The sequence below is a fragment of the Desulfatiglans parachlorophenolica genome, from assembly GCF_055394735.1.
Genome location: NZ_AP042460.1, coordinates 2,911,610 through 2,931,705, shown reverse-complemented (window position 1 = coordinate 2,931,705; position 20,096 = coordinate 2,911,610). Strand labels below are relative to the sequence as shown.

Annotated in this window: 14 protein-coding genes; 7 read left to right on the top strand and 7 right to left on the bottom strand. The window is 53.6% G+C overall.

The features are described 5' to 3' along the window. The first annotated feature begins 4 nt into the window (after positions 1-4). Together ACZ500_RS13735 and ACZ500_RS13730 are read left to right on the top strand one after the other, a co-directional pair. Complete coding sequence (locus ACZ500_RS13735) at positions 5-1,210, top strand: hypothetical protein (protein WP_464227906.1); 1,206 nt, start codon at positions 5-7, stop codon at positions 1,208-1,210. After that, the gene (locus ACZ500_RS13730) at positions 1,197-2,972 is read left to right on the top strand and encodes an ATP-binding protein (protein ID WP_464227905.1); all 1,776 of its coding nucleotides are present in this window, start codon (positions 1,197-1,199) and stop codon (positions 2,970-2,972) included. The genes ACZ500_RS13735 and ACZ500_RS13730 overlap by 14 nt, the downstream gene beginning before the upstream one ends. A gap of 552 nt (positions 2,973-3,524) precedes the next feature. Here ACZ500_RS13730 and ACZ500_RS13725 read toward each other — a convergent pair. From ACZ500_RS13725 to ACZ500_RS13695, 7 genes are all read right to left on the bottom strand, one after another. After that, entirely contained in the window at positions 3,525-4,664 is a 1,140-nt protein-coding gene (locus ACZ500_RS13725) for an ISL3 family transposase (protein ID WP_464227904.1), read from the bottom strand. A 42-nt stretch (positions 4,665-4,706) separates the two neighbouring features. After that, positions 4,707-6,082, bottom strand: a protein-coding gene (locus tag ACZ500_RS13720) for an IS3 family transposase (protein ID WP_464233055.1) whose coding sequence is annotated in 2 segments (ribosomal slippage) — positions 4,707-5,770 and positions 5,770-6,082 — 1,377 coding nt in all. Because the reading frame shifts where the segments join, the coding sequence is not laid out codon by codon here. Positions 6,083-6,328: 246 nt separating this feature from the next. Then, entirely contained in the window at positions 6,329-7,069 is a 741-nt protein-coding gene (gene istB / locus ACZ500_RS13715; protein WP_464227903.1) for an IS21-like element helper ATPase IstB, read from the bottom strand. 2 nt (positions 7,070-7,071) lie between these two features. Further along, positions 7,072-8,538 carry an IS21 family transposase gene (istA, locus tag ACZ500_RS13710; protein WP_464227902.1) on the bottom strand — a complete coding sequence of 489 codons (1,467 nt, stop codon included), beginning with the start codon at positions 8,536-8,538 and terminating at the stop codon, positions 7,072-7,074. Next, positions 8,513-8,902, bottom strand: a complete 390-nt coding sequence (locus ACZ500_RS13705) for a hypothetical protein (RefSeq protein WP_464227901.1) — start codon at positions 8,900-8,902, stop codon at positions 8,513-8,515. Before ACZ500_RS13705 ends, istA begins: the two co-directional genes overlap by 26 nt. An 86-nt stretch (positions 8,903-8,988) precedes the next feature. Next, positions 8,989-9,408, bottom strand: a complete 420-nt coding sequence (locus tag ACZ500_RS13700) for a hypothetical protein (protein ID WP_464227900.1) — start codon at positions 9,406-9,408, stop codon at positions 8,989-8,991. A gap of 336 nt (positions 9,409-9,744) precedes the next feature. Then, positions 9,745-10,134, bottom strand: coding sequence for a site-specific integrase (locus ACZ500_RS13695; RefSeq protein ID WP_464227899.1), 390 nt, complete (start codon positions 10,132-10,134; stop codon positions 9,745-9,747). Between the two features lie 182 nt (positions 10,135-10,316). Between ACZ500_RS13695 and ACZ500_RS13690 the strand changes: the two genes are divergently transcribed. The 5 genes from ACZ500_RS13690 (at position 10,317) to ACZ500_RS13670 (ending at position 19,715) form a co-directional block, all read left to right on the top strand. After that, complete coding sequence (locus ACZ500_RS13690; RefSeq protein WP_464227898.1) at positions 10,317-11,441, top strand: hypothetical protein; 1,125 nt, start codon at positions 10,317-10,319, stop codon at positions 11,439-11,441. Positions 11,442-11,730: 289 nt separating this feature from the next. Further along, positions 11,731-16,833 (top strand): NACHT domain-containing protein, encoded by a 5,103-nt coding sequence (locus ACZ500_RS13685; protein WP_464227897.1) that lies wholly within the window; start codon positions 11,731-11,733, stop codon positions 16,831-16,833. A gap of 439 nt (positions 16,834-17,272) precedes the next feature. Further along, the gene (locus ACZ500_RS13680; protein WP_464227896.1) at positions 17,273-18,199 is read left to right on the top strand and encodes an FRG domain-containing protein; all 927 of its coding nucleotides are present in this window, start codon (positions 17,273-17,275) and stop codon (positions 18,197-18,199) included. Positions 18,200-18,345: 146 nt separating this feature from the next. Continuing rightward, positions 18,346-18,987 carry a hypothetical protein gene (locus ACZ500_RS13675; protein WP_464227895.1) on the top strand — a complete coding sequence of 214 codons (642 nt, stop codon included), beginning with the start codon at positions 18,346-18,348 and terminating at the stop codon, positions 18,985-18,987. 134 nt (positions 18,988-19,121) lie between these two features. Beyond that, entirely contained in the window at positions 19,122-19,715 is a 594-nt protein-coding gene (locus ACZ500_RS13670; RefSeq protein WP_464227894.1) for a hypothetical protein, read from the top strand. The last annotated feature ends 381 nt before the right edge of the window (positions 19,716-20,096 follow it).

The window sequence follows — 20,096 nt, the reverse complement described above, 5'->3', positions numbered from 1 at the left end:
CTCTATGCCACGCACTGCTGACTACACAATTCAAGGCTTCTTGTACCAGTTCAACAAGACGGCTATGGAAATACTGAAAGCCCAGGATGATGACACAATCACCGTCGAGGGCATTGTCGAGGACATCGAAGTTACGTCGCCTGCGATGCTGACCGCGATCCAGTGCAAGTACCATGAGGCGAGCACATCTTTCACTGCGAGCGCGGTCTACAAGCCGTTGCTCCAGATGCTCAAGCATTTTTCTGAAAATCAGACCGTGAACATCCGGTACGTCCTCTTTGCCCATTTCCCGGGGGTCGGAAAAAAGCCCCCCGCTGTAGACAAGTCCACCTTGCAGGCAGCCTTGGCATCAAGGGATAAGGAGCTCGCGAAGCACGTCAAGGCAGTACCGCCAGGCATTAACCTCGATAGCTTCGAAGGCCGATTCACCATGGAGTTCGGACCCAGCTACGACGAAATCACAAAACAGGTCAGCAAGGAACTGGGGGCCAATGGAATTCCGGTCGACGACATCGAGACCCTCGCATATCCAAACGCGATCCATATGATCGCCACGCTCAGTGTGAAACATGACCCAGCCGACCGGCAGATTACGAAGAAACGGTTCCTTTCCGATCTCACGGCTATCCGCACAACGGCCATCTCCCGATGGACGCTGGCTCTCAAGACTCGGGAGAAGCTGCTTCAAGCGCGGCGTAAGCAGCTCAAGGTTCACCTGGATAAGAATGCGCGGCTCCGATACTTCGTCATCGACCCAAGCAGTATCGAGGACTACGACACCGAAATCGTCCTTTTCATCACCGACTACATCGACAAGTACCACTTCAAGCCTGCTCACATCAGCACGCCCATCCTGTGCCTCTGCGCGAACCGAAGCGAGATTCAGGACATTCAGCACCGATTGTACGCGAAGGGCATTGTCGCGACAGACGGTTATGTGGGCGCCCAGTTCGAAGGGTCGTTTTTCTTTCGGGAGCCGCTATCTTCCAAGGGAGCCGGGGGCAAAGTGAAACGCGAATTCACTCTTCGCGTCTTGAGTTGGGACGACTACGGCAAGGTGCTGAACGACCGGAAGTGCGATGACCTTTTTATCATTGGCGAGTCAGACTGCGATTCACTCGATACGGTGGACGTAAATGTCGAGCGACTGGCAGGCGCGACAATGAAGGAAATCAAATACGTAATGGGGGTAAGCAATGTCTACGAATAGCATCGGTCAGGTTTTATCCTGTTCCCCGGAGGCCATCGTCGTTCTTATTGACAATTTGAAGGTGTTCGAAGAGCATAAGGCGGCCTTACAAGTGGGTCGCTACCTGCGGATTGCCCAGGGAAACAACGACTTCACCGTTGCTGTTATTCGCAATGTCCGTGGCGTTCTCGGCCAGGATGGTGAGGGGAAGCCGAAATGGCAGTTTCATATTGAGTGCCAAGCGGTCGGCACTCTCGTTGACGGCAAGTCATTTGAGCGTGCAAGTGTCCTCCTGCCCGTGCCTACAGAGCCGGCGTTTCCGGCAGACAAAGACACCATCGACAAGCTCTTTGCCGAAGATACCGACTATCAGTTTCCTCTCGGCCAATTATCGATGAACAAGGCGACAGCCATGAAAATCCATGGCGACCGCTTCTTCAGCAAGCACATTGCAATCGTGGGGTCCACCGGTTCTGGAAAGTCATGCACCGTCGCTCGCATTCTCCACGACGTGGTGGGAATCGCCGATGAGAAGAACTCGAACATCGGGAAGCAGAACAACTCCCACGTTGTGATCTTCGACATTCATGACGAATACACGGCCGCGTTCACTTTGGAGAAGAAGCAGGCTTTCACACTGAATCGCCTCGATATAGACAGTCTTCAGCTTCCCTACTGGCTCATGAATTCAGAGGAGTTGGAAAGCATGTTCATTGAGAGTAATGAGCAGAACTCCCACAACCAGGTTAGCCAGTTCAAGCAAGCAGTTATTTTGAACAAGGAAAGACACAATCCAGGGATCAAGGAGATGACGTATGACACCCCAGTCTACTTCTCGATAGCTGAAGTGTATCGCTACATCGAGAATATGAATCGAGAGGTAATCGGCCGGTTGACGGGAGAGAACAAGCCCAAGCTGGAGGACCGGACACTGGTTGAGGATCGGAAAGACCACTATTTTGGCCAGCAATGCACATTCGTTGCTCAATCCACCGCAGCCCAGACAAAAGCGACAAATGGTCCGTTCAACGGTGAATTCAACCGTTTCGTTTCGCGTCTGGAAACCAAACTCGCAGACAAGCGCCTACGGTTCTTGCTTCACCCTGCCAAGCTTGACGGGAAGCCTTTCAAGACCGAGGATTTCGAGAAGATCATGAAGCAGTTCGTCGGCTATCTGAACAAGGCGAACATCACGATCGTGGACCTCAGTGGAATTCCGTTTGAGGTATTGAGCATTACGGTGAGTCTCGTTTCTCGTTTGATATTCGATTTCTGCTTCCATTACTCGAAGCTGCGCCACGAAAAGGACGCTTTGAACGATGTGCCTGTGATGATCGTTTGCGAGGAAGCCCACAACTACATCCCACAGAAGGATGACGCCGCATATCGGTCATCACGCAAGTCACTGGAGCGTGTCGCGAAAGAGGGGAGAAAATACGGTCTCAGCCTCATGGTCGTGAGCCAACGCCCGTCAGAAGTCTCCGAGACAATCTTCGCGCAGTGCAACAACTTCCTCGCCCTCCGACTTACGAACAACGCAGATCAGAACTACGTCAGGAGGCTATTCCCAGACAACTCAAGTGGGATTACGGACATCCTTCCTAACCTTGCCCCCGGTGAATGCGTTGTCGTGGGCGATGCTATCTTGCTTCCGGCCGTTGTCCAGATGCCATTACCGAATCCTGAGCCGTATTCACAAAGCGTTTGTGTTCACAAGGAATGGAAGGAGCCGTGGCGTGATGTTACGTTCGCGGACGTTATCAGTCGCTGGAGAAAGGAATAAAGTGCCCAAAATAATCTGTTTGGCGTAAATATTATGAATGAAATACTTCAATCATTTCTTGCTGGAGTTAACGGTGCAGGGGTTGTAATCCTTGGACTCTCTGCTTAGGTCGGGAAGGTTCTGGCCGAAAAACTATCAGAAGCAGACAAGGGACGCCATGCTCGTGATTTGGAACTTTACCGAGCGGTGATCCAGCAAAATAGCAATCAAAGGCAGCGTATCTCAGATGAAACGTTCAACTTATATATGGATGACTAGGGACGATTACAGGATGTGAAAACGATTGCGTATCGCCTTTGGGACAGAGCAAGCCGCGACCACCTTAGAGCATTCATTTCCACATTAGACAATGTGCGAATTGCGAGCAATCGCGGCAGACTGATTTTAAGGCCCGAACACTATCAAAAACTGTCAGAGTTACTAACGGTTTTTGAGAGTTACGAACTTGGCAAGAAGAGACTAATTGATATCAGGACAGAGGACGAAATGGATGAGAACCTTTCAATTGACGGGGCAGAGCATGTGAGAAGCCAAATTCATCAGAATGCTGGTTCATCCGACTAAAGCGTACTTTGCCTCGTGCAGGGCCATGATTTTGAGTTTGAAGAAATCCATGTCCCTGAACCCATAGGCTTGTTTCTGTAGGGTTTTGATTTTGTTGTTTGTACCCTCGAGCGGACCGGTTGAAATCGGATAGTCATAGTAGGCCAATATTCCGCTTTGGTGGAGAAGCAGGGAGTTGGCCATGCGGATGAGGATAGCGATGCCCGATGCTCTTCCCCTGCTGGCCCAGCTGGCCAGGAACGCTTTAGCGGTCTGTTTGTCGCGCTGCTTCCAGAGTTGACGGAGTTCCTCCTTCATATAGTAGGCCGTTGCGAGGGGCTGATTCAACTCAAGGGCTTCACGGAGCCTTCGCGGTTCATCCCGCGCAGCATCGAGATTTTCAGGGTTCTTCAGGAGCAGCCACCGGGTTCCCTTGATGACCCGCTTTTGAAGGACGTCATGGACCTCGTGAAACCATTTCCGACGCAGATCCGACAGCTTGTCGTTGAACATCTTGATGATATGGAAGTGATCGAAGACGATCTTTGCCTCTGGCAAATGAGCCGAGACAGCTTGAATGTAGGCCGGAGACATGTCCATGGCAACCGCTCGGATCCTTGCGCCCGTGGCGCGGAGCCGCTTCCAGAAAGGTTCGAGCGCCTCGGCCCCTTTGCTGCCCTCTTCGATGAAAACCACTGCCCCGCTCCTGAGGTCGAGAACGACCGTCAAATACCGATGACCTTTGCCGATGCTGATCTCGTCGATGGCGATCAGCTTCAGCCCGCGGAGCTTTGGCCGGGAAAAACGGCGTTTCAAATAGCGTTTCTGGATGTCTTTGATTACATCCCAGCTGACGCCCAGGTGCCGGGCCGTGTCCCGGATCGTCATCTTTCGCGACAGGTCGAGGGCATAACGTTCAAAGGCCCGCGTGTAACTTCTGCGTGGGTCCGCAAACCCCAGATTGACTTGCCGGACAAGCCCACAGGCAAGGCAATGCACCCGCTGCACAGCGAGCTTGAACCAAACCGGTTTTCGGCCGATGGGCAAAGACCGGAAAAGACGTGTGACCGTGCCCCGGCGGATTACTCCCTGACCTCCACACGACGAGCATCTCAGTTCGAATGGTTTCGGTCGCAGGGTGAAAATCACAGCGGAATGTGTCAATGAAAATGAGACACGCCATGCGGTAAATTAGTGTACCCCCGCATCGCTCGTCGACGGTTTGTTGATCCATACGGCATCGGGTAAGGGGGTAGGTTGTGGTACGATGCCCTTGAACCTTTTGGGAAAGCGCTGGAAGGCCTCAAAGAGGACTTCTTGGCGTTGTTTCTGAATGGTCTGGGCATGGCCGTAGTGAAGGCTTTCCGGTGTCATCATGGCGATGCCGGAATGATGGTGGTGCTTGTTGTACCAGTTAAAGAAAAACCGACAGAACTCCGTGGCATCCTCGATGGAACCGAATCGACCAGGAAATTGCGGGCAGTATTTCAGTGTCTTGAACTGGGATTCTGAATAGGGAATATCGTTGCTGACGTGCGGCCGGCTGTGGGTCTTGGTAACGCCCAAATCAGCCAGAAGTTGGGCAACTGCCTTAGATTTCATGCTGGAACCGCGATCAGCGTGCAGCGTCAGTGTTCCAGGTTCGATGTTTTGTTTGATGCAGGTCTCCTCAATGAGCTGTTTGGCCAATTCACTACTTTCATGGGGGGCTACCAACCAGCCAACGACATAGCGGCTGAATATGTCTATGATGACATAGAGGTAAAGATAAGTCCATTTTTGCGATGTTTTCAGTTTAGTAATATCCCAGGAGTATACCTGATTCGGACCTGTAGCGAGTAACTCAGGTTTTTCGTAATGTGATCGTTGCACCTGACGACGACGCTCTTTGACATCACCGTGTAGTTCTCTGATGAATCGATACATGGTGCTCACAGAGCACAAATATTGCCCATCATCAAGAAGATTGGTGTAGATCTGATGTGGTGCCATGTCCTGAAAACGCTCCGAGTGCAACACGTCGATCACGGCCTGCTTTTCTGCGGGCATCAAGGCCAAAGGCGGAGCAGTCGAGCAGACTTGTTCCATGGGAGTGTCGTTATTCGAGGTTTGACGGTAAAAAGTGGCACGAGGAACGCTCAATGCGCTGCAGGCGGATTTTATCCCAACTGTCCGACCGAGATCCTGTGCCGCATTCATGAGATTTTTCCGTTGCCCTTGTCCTGGTCTTGAGGGATCCCCAGGATCTCCGATATTTTTTTTTGAACCTCGATAATCGTTTCAGCTTTGCGCAGCTGGTCTTTCAGTTTTCGGTTCTCCTTTTCAAGCTGCGCAAGGCGGGGTGCCAAAGGGTTCTGCTCTGTCTGTTTGCGGCCGCGTTTCTTCGGCTGAAGTGCCTGCAGCATCCCCTCTTCCCGTTGGCGGCGCCAACAGGTCAGATTTGAGGAATAAAGGCCCTCACGACGAAGTATGGAGGCCACTTGCCCGGATTCGGCACAACCGTCGACTTCCGCAAGGATGCGCAGCTTGTATTTGGCAGTAAAATTGCGTCGGCGTTTTATCGCGATAACCTCGGGTTCTGGAGGTTCGACCGCTGCATCCCCTGTGGGTGATTATTAACGCCGGTCAAAAAATGGACAGAATGGACGGTTTAAAAATCACTAGGGAGAGTACCGGGGCATAGCTGTGCACGGGGCGGCAAACGGCTTCGCGAAGAGGGGCAGCCTGCGGGAGCCAGATACGCCCAAGGAAGGGCCCGCCACATCTCCAGGAGGGGGAGGCGGGAGCAAACAAAGATTTTTTAGGGAATGAACCTATTTGTTTTTTCTTCGATAACTTGTTCCTCCGAGGATGATGATCTCCGAGTTGTAGACGAGCCGGTCAGCGATCGCGGTGGCTACAGTGTTGGAATCGAAGACCTTCCCCCATTGAGCAAAAGGCAGATTGGTGGAGAGGATTGTTGACCTCATGGTATGCCTTTGACTGATGACCTGGAAGAAGAGGTTCGAACCCTGTGAGCCAAGCGGAAGATAACCAAGCTCGTCACAAACGAGCAGATCCGGGGTTTGGTAATGCCGAAGCTTTCTGATGAGCGACCGGTCGAGCTCGGCGGCGACCAGCTGGTTGATCATGTCGATGGCGCTGGTGAAGAGGACCTTGAGGTTGGCATTGCACGCTGAGGTGGCGATGCATTTGGCCAGCATGGTTTTCCCGGTGCCTGGGTTGCCGATGAAGATGACATCCTGTTTTTTTTCGATGAAGTCGAGGTTGAGGAGTGCGAGGATTTTGTTTTTTTGATCCTCGCGGGATTTGTGGTGGTGGAAGTCGAACTGATCGATGCTCACTCTTTCCGTGATGCCGGATTGTGAGAAGCGGCGGCTGACGGCGTTTTTCCACCGCTCCTCCTGTTCTGCATCCAACAGACGCTTCAGGATATCCAGGATGCCGAGGTTTTTCTGCCGAGCCTGCTCGAGGACACCCTCGAGATGGGCAGCCATTACGGAGAGCTTGAGGGCCTTGAGGTCCTGAGAAACGACCTCGATGGACACGGACATGGCTATTTCCCCTTTCTGAGCACAAAGGCGTCGAACTCGGCGAGATTGGGTTCTTCGAGGCGGATGCGGTTCAGGCGCTCTTCTTTGAACTGGAGAGGCGGGTGGTCTTTGGTGGGGGTGTGGTCCTGGACCAGGATGTTTTCGATGTAATGAGCACCGAAGGCTTTGTTGATCAGTGCTTTTTGAAGAGATGCCAGGAAAGCGACCAACCCGTAGCGGTCTTTGAGAACCAGGAGTTTACTGACATTCTTCCTGAGGGGAAGGCGGGCTGCAGCCATGTGTTCTAGGTAGAGCCTGGCATCTTCGCCCAGGGAGGCGAAGAGGGCCACTTCTTCGGATTGCCACTGCCTGCGCATGCCTTTTAAGACCGCTTCGCGGTGCTCCGGGAGTTCGATGCGCTGTTTCCGTTCCCAGGAGCGCTGATGGGTGGCGATCAGTTTTTCCTTGAGATAGATGCTGAGGGTTTGCTGATCGGCCTTGACCACGACCTGTTTGCCGACGGCCCAGGGGGGAGTGGTGTAGGTGTTGGCATCGAAGTGAATGCAAAAATCGGTGTGGACCTTGAGCACGGCTGATTCACGGCAATCGGGAAGGAAGTCGGGCAAAGGCCTGAGTTGCTCCTGAAGGGCACGATCAAGAGGCCTCTGAGCGGTGGTGGCATGCAGCCGGCAGTTGGCGAGGGTATCGCGCCAGTGATCGGCCTGGCGCTGCAAGTCGGTGAGATCGACGAACTCGCGCAGGGGCCAGAAGTTATGGCGGATATAGTGGATGACGCCCTTTTCGACCTTGCCTTTTTCCTGAGGCTGGCGGGGGTTGCAGGCCCTCGGGGTGATGCCGAAAGGACGGAGGAACTCCAGAAAGGCTTCGTTGAAGCGGATGAGGGATCCTTCCCGTTCGAGCACGGCGGTGAGCATATTGTCGGTGAGGACTTCTCTCGGGACCCCGTTAAAGAAACGAAAGGCGTTCAAGAGGCAACGGTGAAGGGTCTGCTGGTTTTGGGAGTGGGTGAACTCGAGGTAGAGCAGTCGGCTGTAGCTTAAAACGATGGCGAAGCAGTACAGCCTGCGCTCCGTATCGCCGTAGGGGAAGCTGCCGAAGTGGCCCCAGTCGATCTGGCACTGCTCGCCCGGCAGGGTTTCGAAGCGCAGGAACACACAACGCGGTGCGGGCCTGATCGATCGCAGGAAGTCCTTGAGGATGGTGAGCCCTCCCCGGTACCCCTTGGCGGTAAGCCGCTGGTGGATAACGGTGGCCATGGCGCGGGGGTTACGTTCAAGCATGGCCTGGATATCATCCCGGAACGGGTCCAGTTTGCTGGGCCGTTGGAGTTTTTTCCGCTCGGGGGTTGGATTGCGAAGGTATTTGGTTACGGTTTGGCGGTTCAGGGCCAACTGCTCCGCGATATGGCTTTTCGTCCAGTCTTCCTGTGCCAGGCGGTGGATCTCAAAAACGATGCGTCTTGTGATCATGGTCTCCTCCGAGGCTTTGGTGGATGAGTTGGCGAACGGTGGCGCGGTCGGTCCGAGACCCAAAAGGCAGGGAAAGAACCTGAAACAGCCTCCCGTCAAAGGCGATCAAGTCTTTGTGAATCAAACCGTCCCGGGCGAGGATGTATTCATCGGCCAGCAGGCCAGTCAAAGAACAGATCCGGTCGTAACTGTAATAGGACAATCCGTGGCGGTCTCCGACCAGGACCAAGAAGAGATAGAGGATCAACTCGTGGGGGCTGAGTTCGGCCCAGAAGCCCTCGCGCAAAAACCGGTGCTCGATGGCGGCAAAGCTCCCTGCGATCTTCCTTGCCCTGTCGGGGCGAAGCAGCCGTTTTTCGATCATGGCCTCTCTCCTTTCGAGAGAAAAGCTACCATGCGGATGGAACCAAAGGCGATCGAGTCCTCTTTTGCAATCAGAGCCTGACGTGTCTAACAAGCTGGAATCAAAAAGACTTTCTCTGGGAACGCGTCCATTTTTGCAATCACTGGGAGCATGTAAAAGGCCTGCGGAGGTCCGCCAATCCAAGGGATCAACGCGTCCATTTTTGCAATCCGCTTTCCTGGCGATCTACGGCTGTTGCGGCAGCGCTGCAGCAGGCGGTTACGCTGAGCTTTGCCGGGATGGCGTTCACGGTAGGCTTTGTAGTATCCCGGGTGGCGGTCGTGCCACGCCTTCTGGCAGTCGCGCTGGTTGGCTTTGTAATCCGGGTCGGAGAGGAGTTTTTCACGCTGCCACTGGCGCTTCCGGGCACGCTGGCATTCCTTCCGGGCGCAATAGCGTTGCGTCTTGATGCGCGGATTGCGCTCGAAAACAGATCCGCAATGGAGGCATCGAATAGTCTCGTTCATGGTCGTCCTCCCCGTGGATGACAACCATAACACTTGTGAGCCTAATCTTTCGAGATTACACAAAAAGGCGAAATAAAGAAGAGAAGGAAGCAGATCCAGGAAGAAAAGACAGGTTTTACATACAGGAAAGAAGGAAGAACCTGCAATGCCGGTTTTTCAGCCGCTCATTTTGGCCAGTTTTCTACCGGCTATATTTGTCCATTTTTTGACCGGCGTTAATAGGTGATCCTGTCGCCCCAGGGGCGACAGGATCACCCACAGGGCCCGTTTCCTCAACCATGGGCCTTTTCGGTGCAATTTGGGTTAGCTTCTTCATGGCTCAAAACCTTACCCGCCCTACACTAAATTTTCAAGGGGGGCGTGTCTCACCCACATTGACACAGAGGGCTCTTCGACGGCAAGGGTGTCGGGCAACGATTGTACTTTGGGAGCTTTGACGATGTTTACCCAGTCCCATTCGCGTTTGAGCACATGCTTCCAGAAGAATTGCAGCCCGTTTCGGTCTACCTTGACGGTGCTCCAGGAGTGGGACTCGACCAAGTCGGAAAAATACTGTTCTCGTTGCTCCAGGGTCAATTGATCGGGGCAGCAATCGAAATGCTCCCTGATCCGGCGCACAGCCCGAGAATAGGCGGCGATGGTCTTCTGACTCTTGCCTTGAAGCTTGAGAAAACGCAAATGCTGCTGGTAAAGCCCGTTGAACCGATCCGTTTCTACCTTGTTCATCGCATACCCCTTTCTTTATTGGCCCGGAATTGGGCAAATATGGGAGTATACAATGATTTGAGGTTTTTTTCCGCCGCGTAGCGGCTTCGTCCAACAAGCCGCTCAAGCCGATCGCGGCCCCGTGGGCCGCTCCGGCTTCCTTAGCTTTTCGTTAGGCGGCTCTCGGCGCATTGGAGGAGTAGATGAATGACAATACTGAAGAGATGAGATATTCCGTCGTAGCCTGCATTGACTTGCAAGGCTTTTCTAGTCACCTTGAAACTGGTAACTATGATCTCCGGACTCGAATCGGAGGTGAAGCTATAGAAAGACTTAAGATATTGGACAACCAATTAACATTATTAAAAAAAGAGAAGGAGCTGGCACCAGAATACTATCCAAAGCTTTTCACTAGGCGGGTAAATGACTCGCTGATCATCTCTATTGATCTGCCTGATATTTTGCTTCCAAGTGTTGGAGCTTCTGTAAGAACTGGATTTACAGGGGAAGAATTCGTCAAGTATTTTGATGTCTCTAGTTACGAGAATGAGGAAGATTTCGTTGAGGACTACCAGCGACAGATCAGAAATTCAATCCAAGATCTCATTCTGTTTGTCGGTTTGATCGCCCGGATTCATTCGTCTGTTTCTATGGAAGAATTAAAAAACTCATTTCCTGGTGTGAAGACAGTCATGGCTACAGGATATCGACTGTCATACAAAATTGATGGTAAAGAAGATTTCTTATCTGCAAACTTTGCCTTTTCGAATTCATACATAGCTTCGAACAGTCTACATGGTGCTAAATTCTTCGTCGATAATAACATCCTTCATCTGCTTTCAGTCGATAAGTACTGTGTAAATTTGCTTAAGCGATGTCAATTTATCGGATCAGCAGAGGTGTTTGACATATTTAGTGACCGGTCCGAACCACTCCGTCCAAACAGTGTGTTTCGTGAAGGGGTACTAGAGCAAGTAGAGCTTTTTAGAAAGGATTTTTGGTTTAGAGAGTTAGATGCTACAAAGGTTGCATTCTTGCAGATTGTTCCACAATTAATGCCTTACCTTGAAGGTAAGAAAGCTTATGACAATCCAAAGTTGTTTAAAAAAATCTTTGAAACCATGTCGACAAACTCAACTCGAGAAGATTTTGCAGCAGGTATTAAACGTGGATTCTTTGTTTGGTTCGGTATGGATGAAGACATACGTGTGGTTTACGACTTAATTAGTGTAGGAAAATCTGAGATTCTTGAAAAGAAACAAAAGGAAGAGATGATGAAGAATTTATATGTCTATTTTGACGAAAAGAGTGCGAATTCCATAAAATAGCGACTATATATAAGTGCATATCGCCTAACTACAGATTTGAGAGGGACGCGCAAAAAGCCGCGCGCCCCTCAAGCTGGCTGTTATGCGGCATTGAACGTGCATGGCAGTCGTCCTTTGATGGCTCGCTATAGGACAAGACCGGACTCTCAGTGGAAGCGCCACCATGCCAATGCGACATCAAGCGTTCTTGCTACTCTTGGTCCGTGAAACCATCGGACGGGACGTGCAACCACTCGCATGAGGTCGTCATCGAACTAGGCTTGAACGGCTTTCCCCGACTACCGAAACAGTGGAACATTTGGTGAATTACATGGATGGCCCAAGCCAGAAACGAGTTTCAAGTCCGATCTCCACGGGCGGCGAGGGCGTGTTCTTCGAGCAGCACGTCGCGGCTTACTGGCTAGCGCAGCTGCTCGTCCGCAGCATCCCGCCGATCCTGACCGATACCGGGGTCACCGAAGTCCATTTCCAGACCGAACATCTCGGCTTCCATACCGACGACGTTCTCGTCGTCTGCGCGCGCGCAGGCGCGGCGACTGCGCGGCTCGTCGGGCAGGTGAAACGCAGCTTCACCATCAGTGCCGCCGACGACGAATGCAAGAAGGCCATTGGCGACTTCTGGAGGGATTTCAAGGAGGCCGACCCTTTCAATCCCCAGCACGACCGCTTCGTGCTCGTCACGCTGCGTGGCACGAATACGCTTCTCGAGAATTTCGTCGGGATGCTCGACTGCGCGCGGGGCGCGGCCGACGGCGAAGAATTCCAACGGCGGCTGTCTTTCGACGGTTTCATCTCGAAGAAGTCCGTCCACCAGTGTAACGAGCTCTGCCGCATCGTCAGCGCATTGGAAGGAACGCCCGTCATCGCCAAGGACCTGTGGCCTTTCCTGCGGGTGCTCCACGTCCTGAGCCTCGACCTGCACACCTCCACTCGCCAGACCGAGGCGCACATCAAGACGCTGCTCGCCCTCAAGTCTACCGACCCAGATCCCGTTGCCAGTGCGACGGCTGCCTGGGATGCTCTTCTAGGCCATGCCAGCGAGGCCGGACCGGCGGCACGGAGCCTGAAACGCGCCGACCTTCCAGCCGCTCTCGTCCAGGCGTACGGCGAGGTGGGCGCGCACGAGCAGCGGGTACTGACGGCACTGAAGAACCACACGGACTTCGTGCTGCGGAAGATCCGCACGACGATCGGGCGTGCTTTCCGTCTGCGGCGCGCTGGCATCGTCAACAAAGTGCTTGCGGCCATCGAGGCGAGGCAAGTCGTCCTGATCACGGGCCCGGCGGGCAGCGGGAAATCCGTCATCGGGAAGGAAGCGGTAGCCTTTCTCTCCCGCGAATTCTTCGCTTTCGGGTTCCGGGTCGAGGAATTCGCCGTCGCCCACATCGACGAAACACTCCACAACAGCCAGATCCCGGCGCGCGCCACAGAGCTTCAGGCCATCCTCGGCGCACAGGGCCGCAAGGTGCTCGTGATCGAGAGCGTCGAACGCCTGCTTGAGAAACCGACGCGCGACGGGTTCAGCGACGTCATGACGCTCGCCCAGTCCGACGACGGCCTCGGTATCCTCATGACCTGCCGCGACTATTCCGTGGACCAGGTACGGGCCAGCTTTCTCCAGGCGGCGGGGATTGATCACGCGGTCATCGAAGTTCCGCCGCTTGACGACACCGAATTGCAGGAAATCCAGGCTGCCTTCCCGTCGCTGGCAGTGCCACTCGCCAACCCCGCCCTGCGCGAGATCCTGCGCAACCCGTACTTCATCGACAAGGCATTGCAGATTCCGTGGGATGCGGGACGTTCGCTTCCGGAGAACGAGCGCGATTTCCGCGCCGTCTTCTGGCGGCAGATCGTGCGCGCGGACCAGAATCCGGCCGACGGTATGCCGCGCCTGCGCGAACTGGCTTTGCAGGAGCTGGCGGAGCGCAGGGCGCGTGCCCTTTCGGATTACGTGCCAGCTACTGGACTCAATGCCGCAGCCATCGCCCTCCTCAAACAGGACTCCCTCATTGTTTCGCCCGACAGCAATGCTTTGCTCGTGGCGACGGCGCACGACGTCCTCGAGGACTGGGCCATCCTTCAATGGATCGAGGAACAGCACCTCACGGATGAGACGGCGTTCAAGGCATTGTCGTCAGCGATAGGGCCCCATCCTGCGGTGCGCCGCTCGTACCGGAAGTGGGTTGCCGAACTGGTTGACCGCGAGGCACCCGCAGCGGACCGGCTGTTCAGCGCGGGCATCGCACAGGCGGACGTGCCCGCCCAGTTCCGCGACGATACGTTGGTCTCGCTGCTCAAGGCACCGTCCGCGTCAGAATTCCTCACGCGTCACGAGGCCGAGCTGCTCGCCAATGACCGCGCTATCCTCAAGCGGGTCATCCACCTCCTGCGCGTCGCCTGTGTGGCGTCGCCCGCGTGGCTTGCCGACGTGCGCGGCCACAGCTCGATCCTGAGCGTGCCGGAAGGCGCGGTCTGGGCAACCGTCGTGAGGCTGGTGCACCGCAACATAGGCAGTTTCGGACCAGAAGACTCACCGCTGCTTCTCGCGTTGATCGAGGATGCCGTGAGGGGCGTCAGCTGGTGGGCACCTGACATCGACGGGGCCGAACATGTTGCCGGCATTGCCCATTGGCTCCTCCCGCGCTTTGACCACTACAGGGGAGGAGACACGCGCCAACGCATTCTGAAGGTGATTGCGAAGATCCCGAAAGCCGACCCCGTGCGCTTTGAAGCCGTCCTGCGCGGGCAGATCAAGGAAGGGCGCCGCCGCGATCTCGTCGCCGAGGAATTCCGCGACATCCTCCTTGCGGGGCTCGACGGTGCGCCCGCCGCGCGCGACCTGCCGGACCTCTTGATCTCCGTCGCACTGGATACCTTCCTCGCCACGGAGGAATATCTACGCGCGGAACCCTATGGCCGCTCATCCATCGACGTTGGCCTTTACTTCGGCATCAAGGAACACCTGCGCCATGATTTCTTCCCTGCCAGTGCCTTCCGGGGGCCGTGGATCAACCTGCTCACGCACCATCCGAGAAAAGGCCTCGACTTCCTGATCCAGGTCTTCAATCACAGTGCCGAGTGGTACGCGCATCCGCGTCTCCGTGACCCCCTCGAACCCGCCTGGGAAGTCGAGCTCACGTTTGCCAACGGGACCAGGCGGAAGCAATGGGCGAACCCGCGTCTCTGGGGCCTGTATCGCGGCATGACCGTCGGGCCTTATTCGCTCCAGTCGCTGCTGATGGCCTTCGAGAAGTGGTTGCTCGACTACGCCAAATCCCATCCCGAGGGGCTCGACGCGGTACTGCTCGAAATTCTCCAGCGCAGCGATTCCGCCGCGCTCGCAGCCGTCGTCGCAAGCGTGGCGACCGCTCATCCTCACCGGTCAGGCGAGGCCCTTCTGGTGCTGCTGTCGGTGCAGGACTACATCGAGATTGATCGCAGCCGCATGGCCGGCGAGCACCAGACTTCGAGCCTCACGGGACTGTTCCCGACCTTCCGCGCTGAAAACAAGATCTACGAAGAGGAGCGGAAGAAGTCGAACGCGCTGCCGCACCGCAAGCACGACCTTGAAGCGGCCATCGCAAACCTGGAACTCGGTCCTCTGGCCCCGCGGGTTCACGCCATCATCGACCGCTACATCGCGGCACTGCCCGAGCCGGACAAACGCAACAAGCACGGCCTCACATGGCAGCTCGCCCTTCACCGGATGGACTTCCGTCAGTACGACGTGGCCCACGACCAGCCCGCAGCGGGCGAAACATCGGCAGCGGACGGCGAGGGCTCTGCGAGGAATTACATCCGCCTCGAACCCAAGCCTCCTGCTCCGGAAGTTCAGCAACTCACTGACGAGAGCACGAAGAAGATGGGCGAGATGAATGCCCGTCTGGGTGTTTACATGTGGGGCCTCCAAGTCTTCCAGCGGGAGGCCGGCTTTGCCGACCCCGCCCAGTGGCGGGAGAAGCTGGCAAGTGCCAAGGGGATGGACCGCACCGCGGCACATCCCGACAACAGCCGTAACGCTCCAGGATTTGTGGCTGCCGTCTGCGCCCGCGATCACTGGGACGAAATGTCGCCGGAAGAGAAGGAGTGGTGCACCGACGTCATCTGCTCCGAAATCTCCAGACACGCGGACCAGTGGGGAACCATCGACCGCGTGCAGCCGTTTTCGATGCTGGCTGATCGCCCCTGTGCCTTCGTCGTGCCACTGCTGCTCTCTAAGCCCCTGACTGAAGCCCAGACGCCGCGTGTGCGCCAGGCCTTTATTGCCGCGCTAACCCATCCGATCGACGAGGTCCGTTGGTACGCCACCTGGGGCATAAACGACAATTTATGGGCCGCGAACCCCGCTCTTGCCCTGCGCGCCGTCAATGCCGTCGCAACCGAGGCCGCTCTTGCTGATCGCGACTGGAACGCCGAGGAGAAGAAGCGTTACGACAAGCGGCGCACGCCGGACACGATTTCGGCCGCCGCGGCCGCAGACGTTCGCGGGCGGTTTTGGACCGAAGGGGAAATCGCCGAAAATGCGCACGTCAGGTTCGACATCACCGAGATATTCGGAGCCGAGGCGCACGCGAAGATCCTCGCGATCCTGGGCCAGGTTCCCAACGAGCCTCTGGCCGTGGCCGCACACCGGCGCGCCAGCGAAGACCTCGTGGAGTGCTGGAACCGTGAGCACGATCGTGCTCCCGACCGGCGCGAAAGGAATTTTCACAGGGAGCAGGCCATATCCGACCGCATTCAGCAATTTGTGATGCGCGCCTCAGATGCCGATGCCCAGCAAGTCCTCCAGCCGATCCTCGAGGCCGTTGACCGGCATCCGCGCGAGGTCCACAACGTCATCCAGGGGTTCACGAGTAGCGAGGACAGCAACCCCAATACGCCCCATTACTGGTTCCTATGGAACCTATTTGCCGAGCGGGTCAAGCGCGCCAAGTGGCTCGCGCATCTGGACAGAGAGCATCCCCATGGCAGCGAGGTGCTGTCGACGATCTTCCTGACCGCGTGGTGGAAGGACAACGTCCGTCACTGGCGTAGCCTTGAAGGCTACGCCCATAACGTCGACGCGCTCTTCGACGCGCTGCCGCCGGTCTGGATCGTCCTGGACAGCTATGTCCGCTTCCTCTACCACATCGGCGAGCGTTCCATGCCCGCCGCGTTTGTGCGCATCGAGAAAGCGCTCAGGCGCGGAAATCCCACCGACATGCTGCGCGAGTCCAACACCGTCTTCATGCTCGAAGTTCTTCTCCAACGGCATGTCTACGCACGGCCGCTGGAACTCAAGCGCGATCCAGCCCTGCGCGAGGCGATCGTGTATGTGCTCGATGTTTTTGTGGAGAGCGGTTCTTCCGCCGCGTTCAGGATGCGGGACGATTTCGTTACGCCGGCTGCCTGATGCTCCCCAATCTATTGCCAAGGAACTGGCTGAAAGATGCGTCGTGGGCTGTCTCAACGATTTTCGCCAAGCACTCGGAGAGCTGCTCGTAAGCCGCTCACGCAGTGGCGTCTTCGGGTCGAAAGTGGACAACCAGCGGCTGCATCAACCAAGATGCCGCATAACATCCGCATGCACTTGACCGGCTACAGCGAGCTTCGCCCGCCTCCGCTGGCAAGTGATGCGGGGCGTTAGCTTTCAAAAAGAGATCCTGTACAATGATTGAACTTAAATGCCATCGTCCGCAATGTCCTGTTTCGCAATAGCGGCCATTGCTAATTTGAAAAGGAATCTTTTATTGAAGCGTTTCAAGACCCTCGACGAACTCCGGCCATATTTGCAACTTCCGACAATAAACACTGGTCGGACTGTTACACCTTTAGGAGCAAGTGGGCCAGTCATGACCGACATGGAACAGTTAACAGCCATGACAGACGAAAATGGCTTCATCGTTTTTCAATCCGGCCTAGAATTAGCACCCTTCGCGTACAGGGGGCAAACGGAAGATTGGCCGTGCGTTCCTGCTTTAGCTAGAAAAGAAAAAATCGAAGATCGGCTTTTGGCTGCCTGTCAAAATATTGCATTCCAAGACATTCTTTCAGAACATCCATACATTGTAATAACGAAGAACTCGACTTTCCTAGAGAGACCGCTGTATGTCGACGTTTCTGGTTTGGCGCAGCATTACGGCCTCGCTACTGACATGCTGGATTTGACCCTTAATTTTGATGTGGCGAGTTTTTTTGCAACTTGTCGTTGGAACGATGAAAGAAAATCGTTTATCCCAATAAAAAAGGCAAAAGAATTGGGAGTCGTTTATCGAGTTATGTTTCCATTACTGGTTGATCAGATTCCTAAACGAGCTACTATTGTGGGCTGGCAAGCATTACCACGGCCTGAGCAGCAGCGAGCAGTAGGCATCCGCATGCGCGCCCAGGATGACTTCGCAAGATGGCCACAGGTTCAAATGATTAGGTTCCGCCAAAGTAAAGAGGCTTCTTTGCGTATTTTTAATTTTTTCGATAAGGGAGAAATATTGTTTCCTCCTGATGTTGCTGCTGATATGGCAGACGAAGCGAAGAAACTAAAATATTTTACGCCTACCCAAATAGAGCGTGCTTGGAAAGCGCTAGAAATCTTTGATCCATTAACTCCCAGCGGTATGGAGCAGCGTCAGTCGATAGAAAAAAGCGCGGAAATATATACTTGCCATGAGCTGAAATTATCTTGGGATAGATACAATATAGAAAAAGACCAGGATAAGCTAATGGCTCAACTGCAAAGCGAATTATCAGGGGTTAAGTATCGTCGTGCGTGTTATCTATAAATTTCGTATGGAAATAAGTCTAAAAAGGGCACAAAGCAGTCGAAAAAAGCTAACAAGGCAAATTAACACGGATTGCAAAAGCTGCTACGCATCTTTTGCATCCGGTTATTTGCGGCGTTGGGCTTTTCGAAATGGAGGAATATAAAATGGCTGAAGATGTTGCATCTGAAATTGAAAATGTACTTACTGAATCTTGGCATCAATTTGTCGTTTACTATAATAAATTGGCACCTAAATATTCAAGCGGTTTGAGTAAAGGAGAAAAAGAAACCTCTCATTGGATATGTTGGAACGAATATGATTTAATGTTTCACATAGGAAATTTATTCTATAATATCCTTGGCCATAAAGAAGGCTCATTATATTCAAATATCCAAATCCATTTCGAGAAAAATATTAATATCAGCAACTTTAGTGGGTATAATTTTGAAAACCGATTAGATGAGTTAAAAGAAAATCTAAAAATGAAAAAAGGCCCCAAAGTTGACATGATAGTCACCGATGAATTGAGCTACAATTCTTTTCTATTATGTTCAGAAGTGAAATTTTTCCACGGTCCGACCCGATATGAATCCCCAGTACAACAAATAAGCCGGGATATAGAAAAGCTAAAAGTTATAAAAGAATGTAAAATAGCACAAAAGATACTCTTTATACTCCTTGATGATTATTATTACTGTACAGACAATAAAACATCAGCAGAAATTATGAATACAATAAAGGAAATAGAAAAGTATGAGAATGATATAGCTGTACTTTATAGTGATACAAGGTCGAAGCTCCAGTAATATAAAAAATGCCCAACCATTTAACAAACGCAGACCTGGCAAAAAGCTCGCCAGGCTGGTTATCAAAACGTTGGGCTGACTGAACCGGGCAGAATTGATCGACCCGAAAAATATATAGGCATAAGGGGTAAATCATGAGGACGATCAATCAACTCAGGAAAGACTTCGCACTCTATTTTGAAGAAATTGAGCGGTGCGAGAAAGCCAAGTGCTATTGGGCTCTTCTACACGTCCTCTTAACGCTTCCAGACGTATGCGCGACCCTGGAAACCGATCAGACGATCAAGAAAGCAAGCGTCGGCGATCGCTATGTTGGCTGGTGTGATGCTTATTTGCCAAATAATCCTGCCTTATCCGGTGCTGATCGATACCAGATGCGCAATGCGCTACTGCATAGTGGCAGCTCTACTGCTCAGAATCGTTTCAAATCACATAACACTAACTACACACATTTCAGCTTTATTGACCCTGACACGTTTGATGTATCCGTTCACGAAACAAAGAATCAGAGTCGTACAGTTCTGAATATCCACATCGTAGCCATGGCGAATGAAACGGGGGATGCGATCGAGAGCTGGTTTAATGCTCTTCAAGGCGATTCCATCAAGATGTCTCAGGTGGAGCAGAACATCAGGTGCTTGACTCGGCTTCAACCAAAAACAATTTTAGTCGCCCAGCCAAATGTGAGCCATATTGAGAGCAAAGGCTTGACACGGAGCAGCACTTGAACCGTTGAATAGTCCGTCGAAAAGGCAGCCCAACATTGCGCTGAAGCAGACAGCCAGGGCCGTTGCGATTTTGAAAGGATGAAGTAACTTGAAATTAATCATATTTTTTAAAGCATGTAGTAGCCTTGACTGCTGCTGAGCTCGCCGTTGGGAACCGGAACGTTGGCTGATAAAAGCAGCGGAGATCGAAGCAAACGGATGGCAAGTAGGTTGATAGGCATTACGGATTCGCGATAGGGTGCAGACGAGAGCGGCGTGCTGAGCGCCGCATTTGGTTATTAACAGCCAACAGCGATTTGCCACAGTGATGGTTTTCATCGAAGCGTTGGCCTATGTTTAGGTTTGACGCGGCGGTATTTGAAAAACAGATGGGCGATGGAA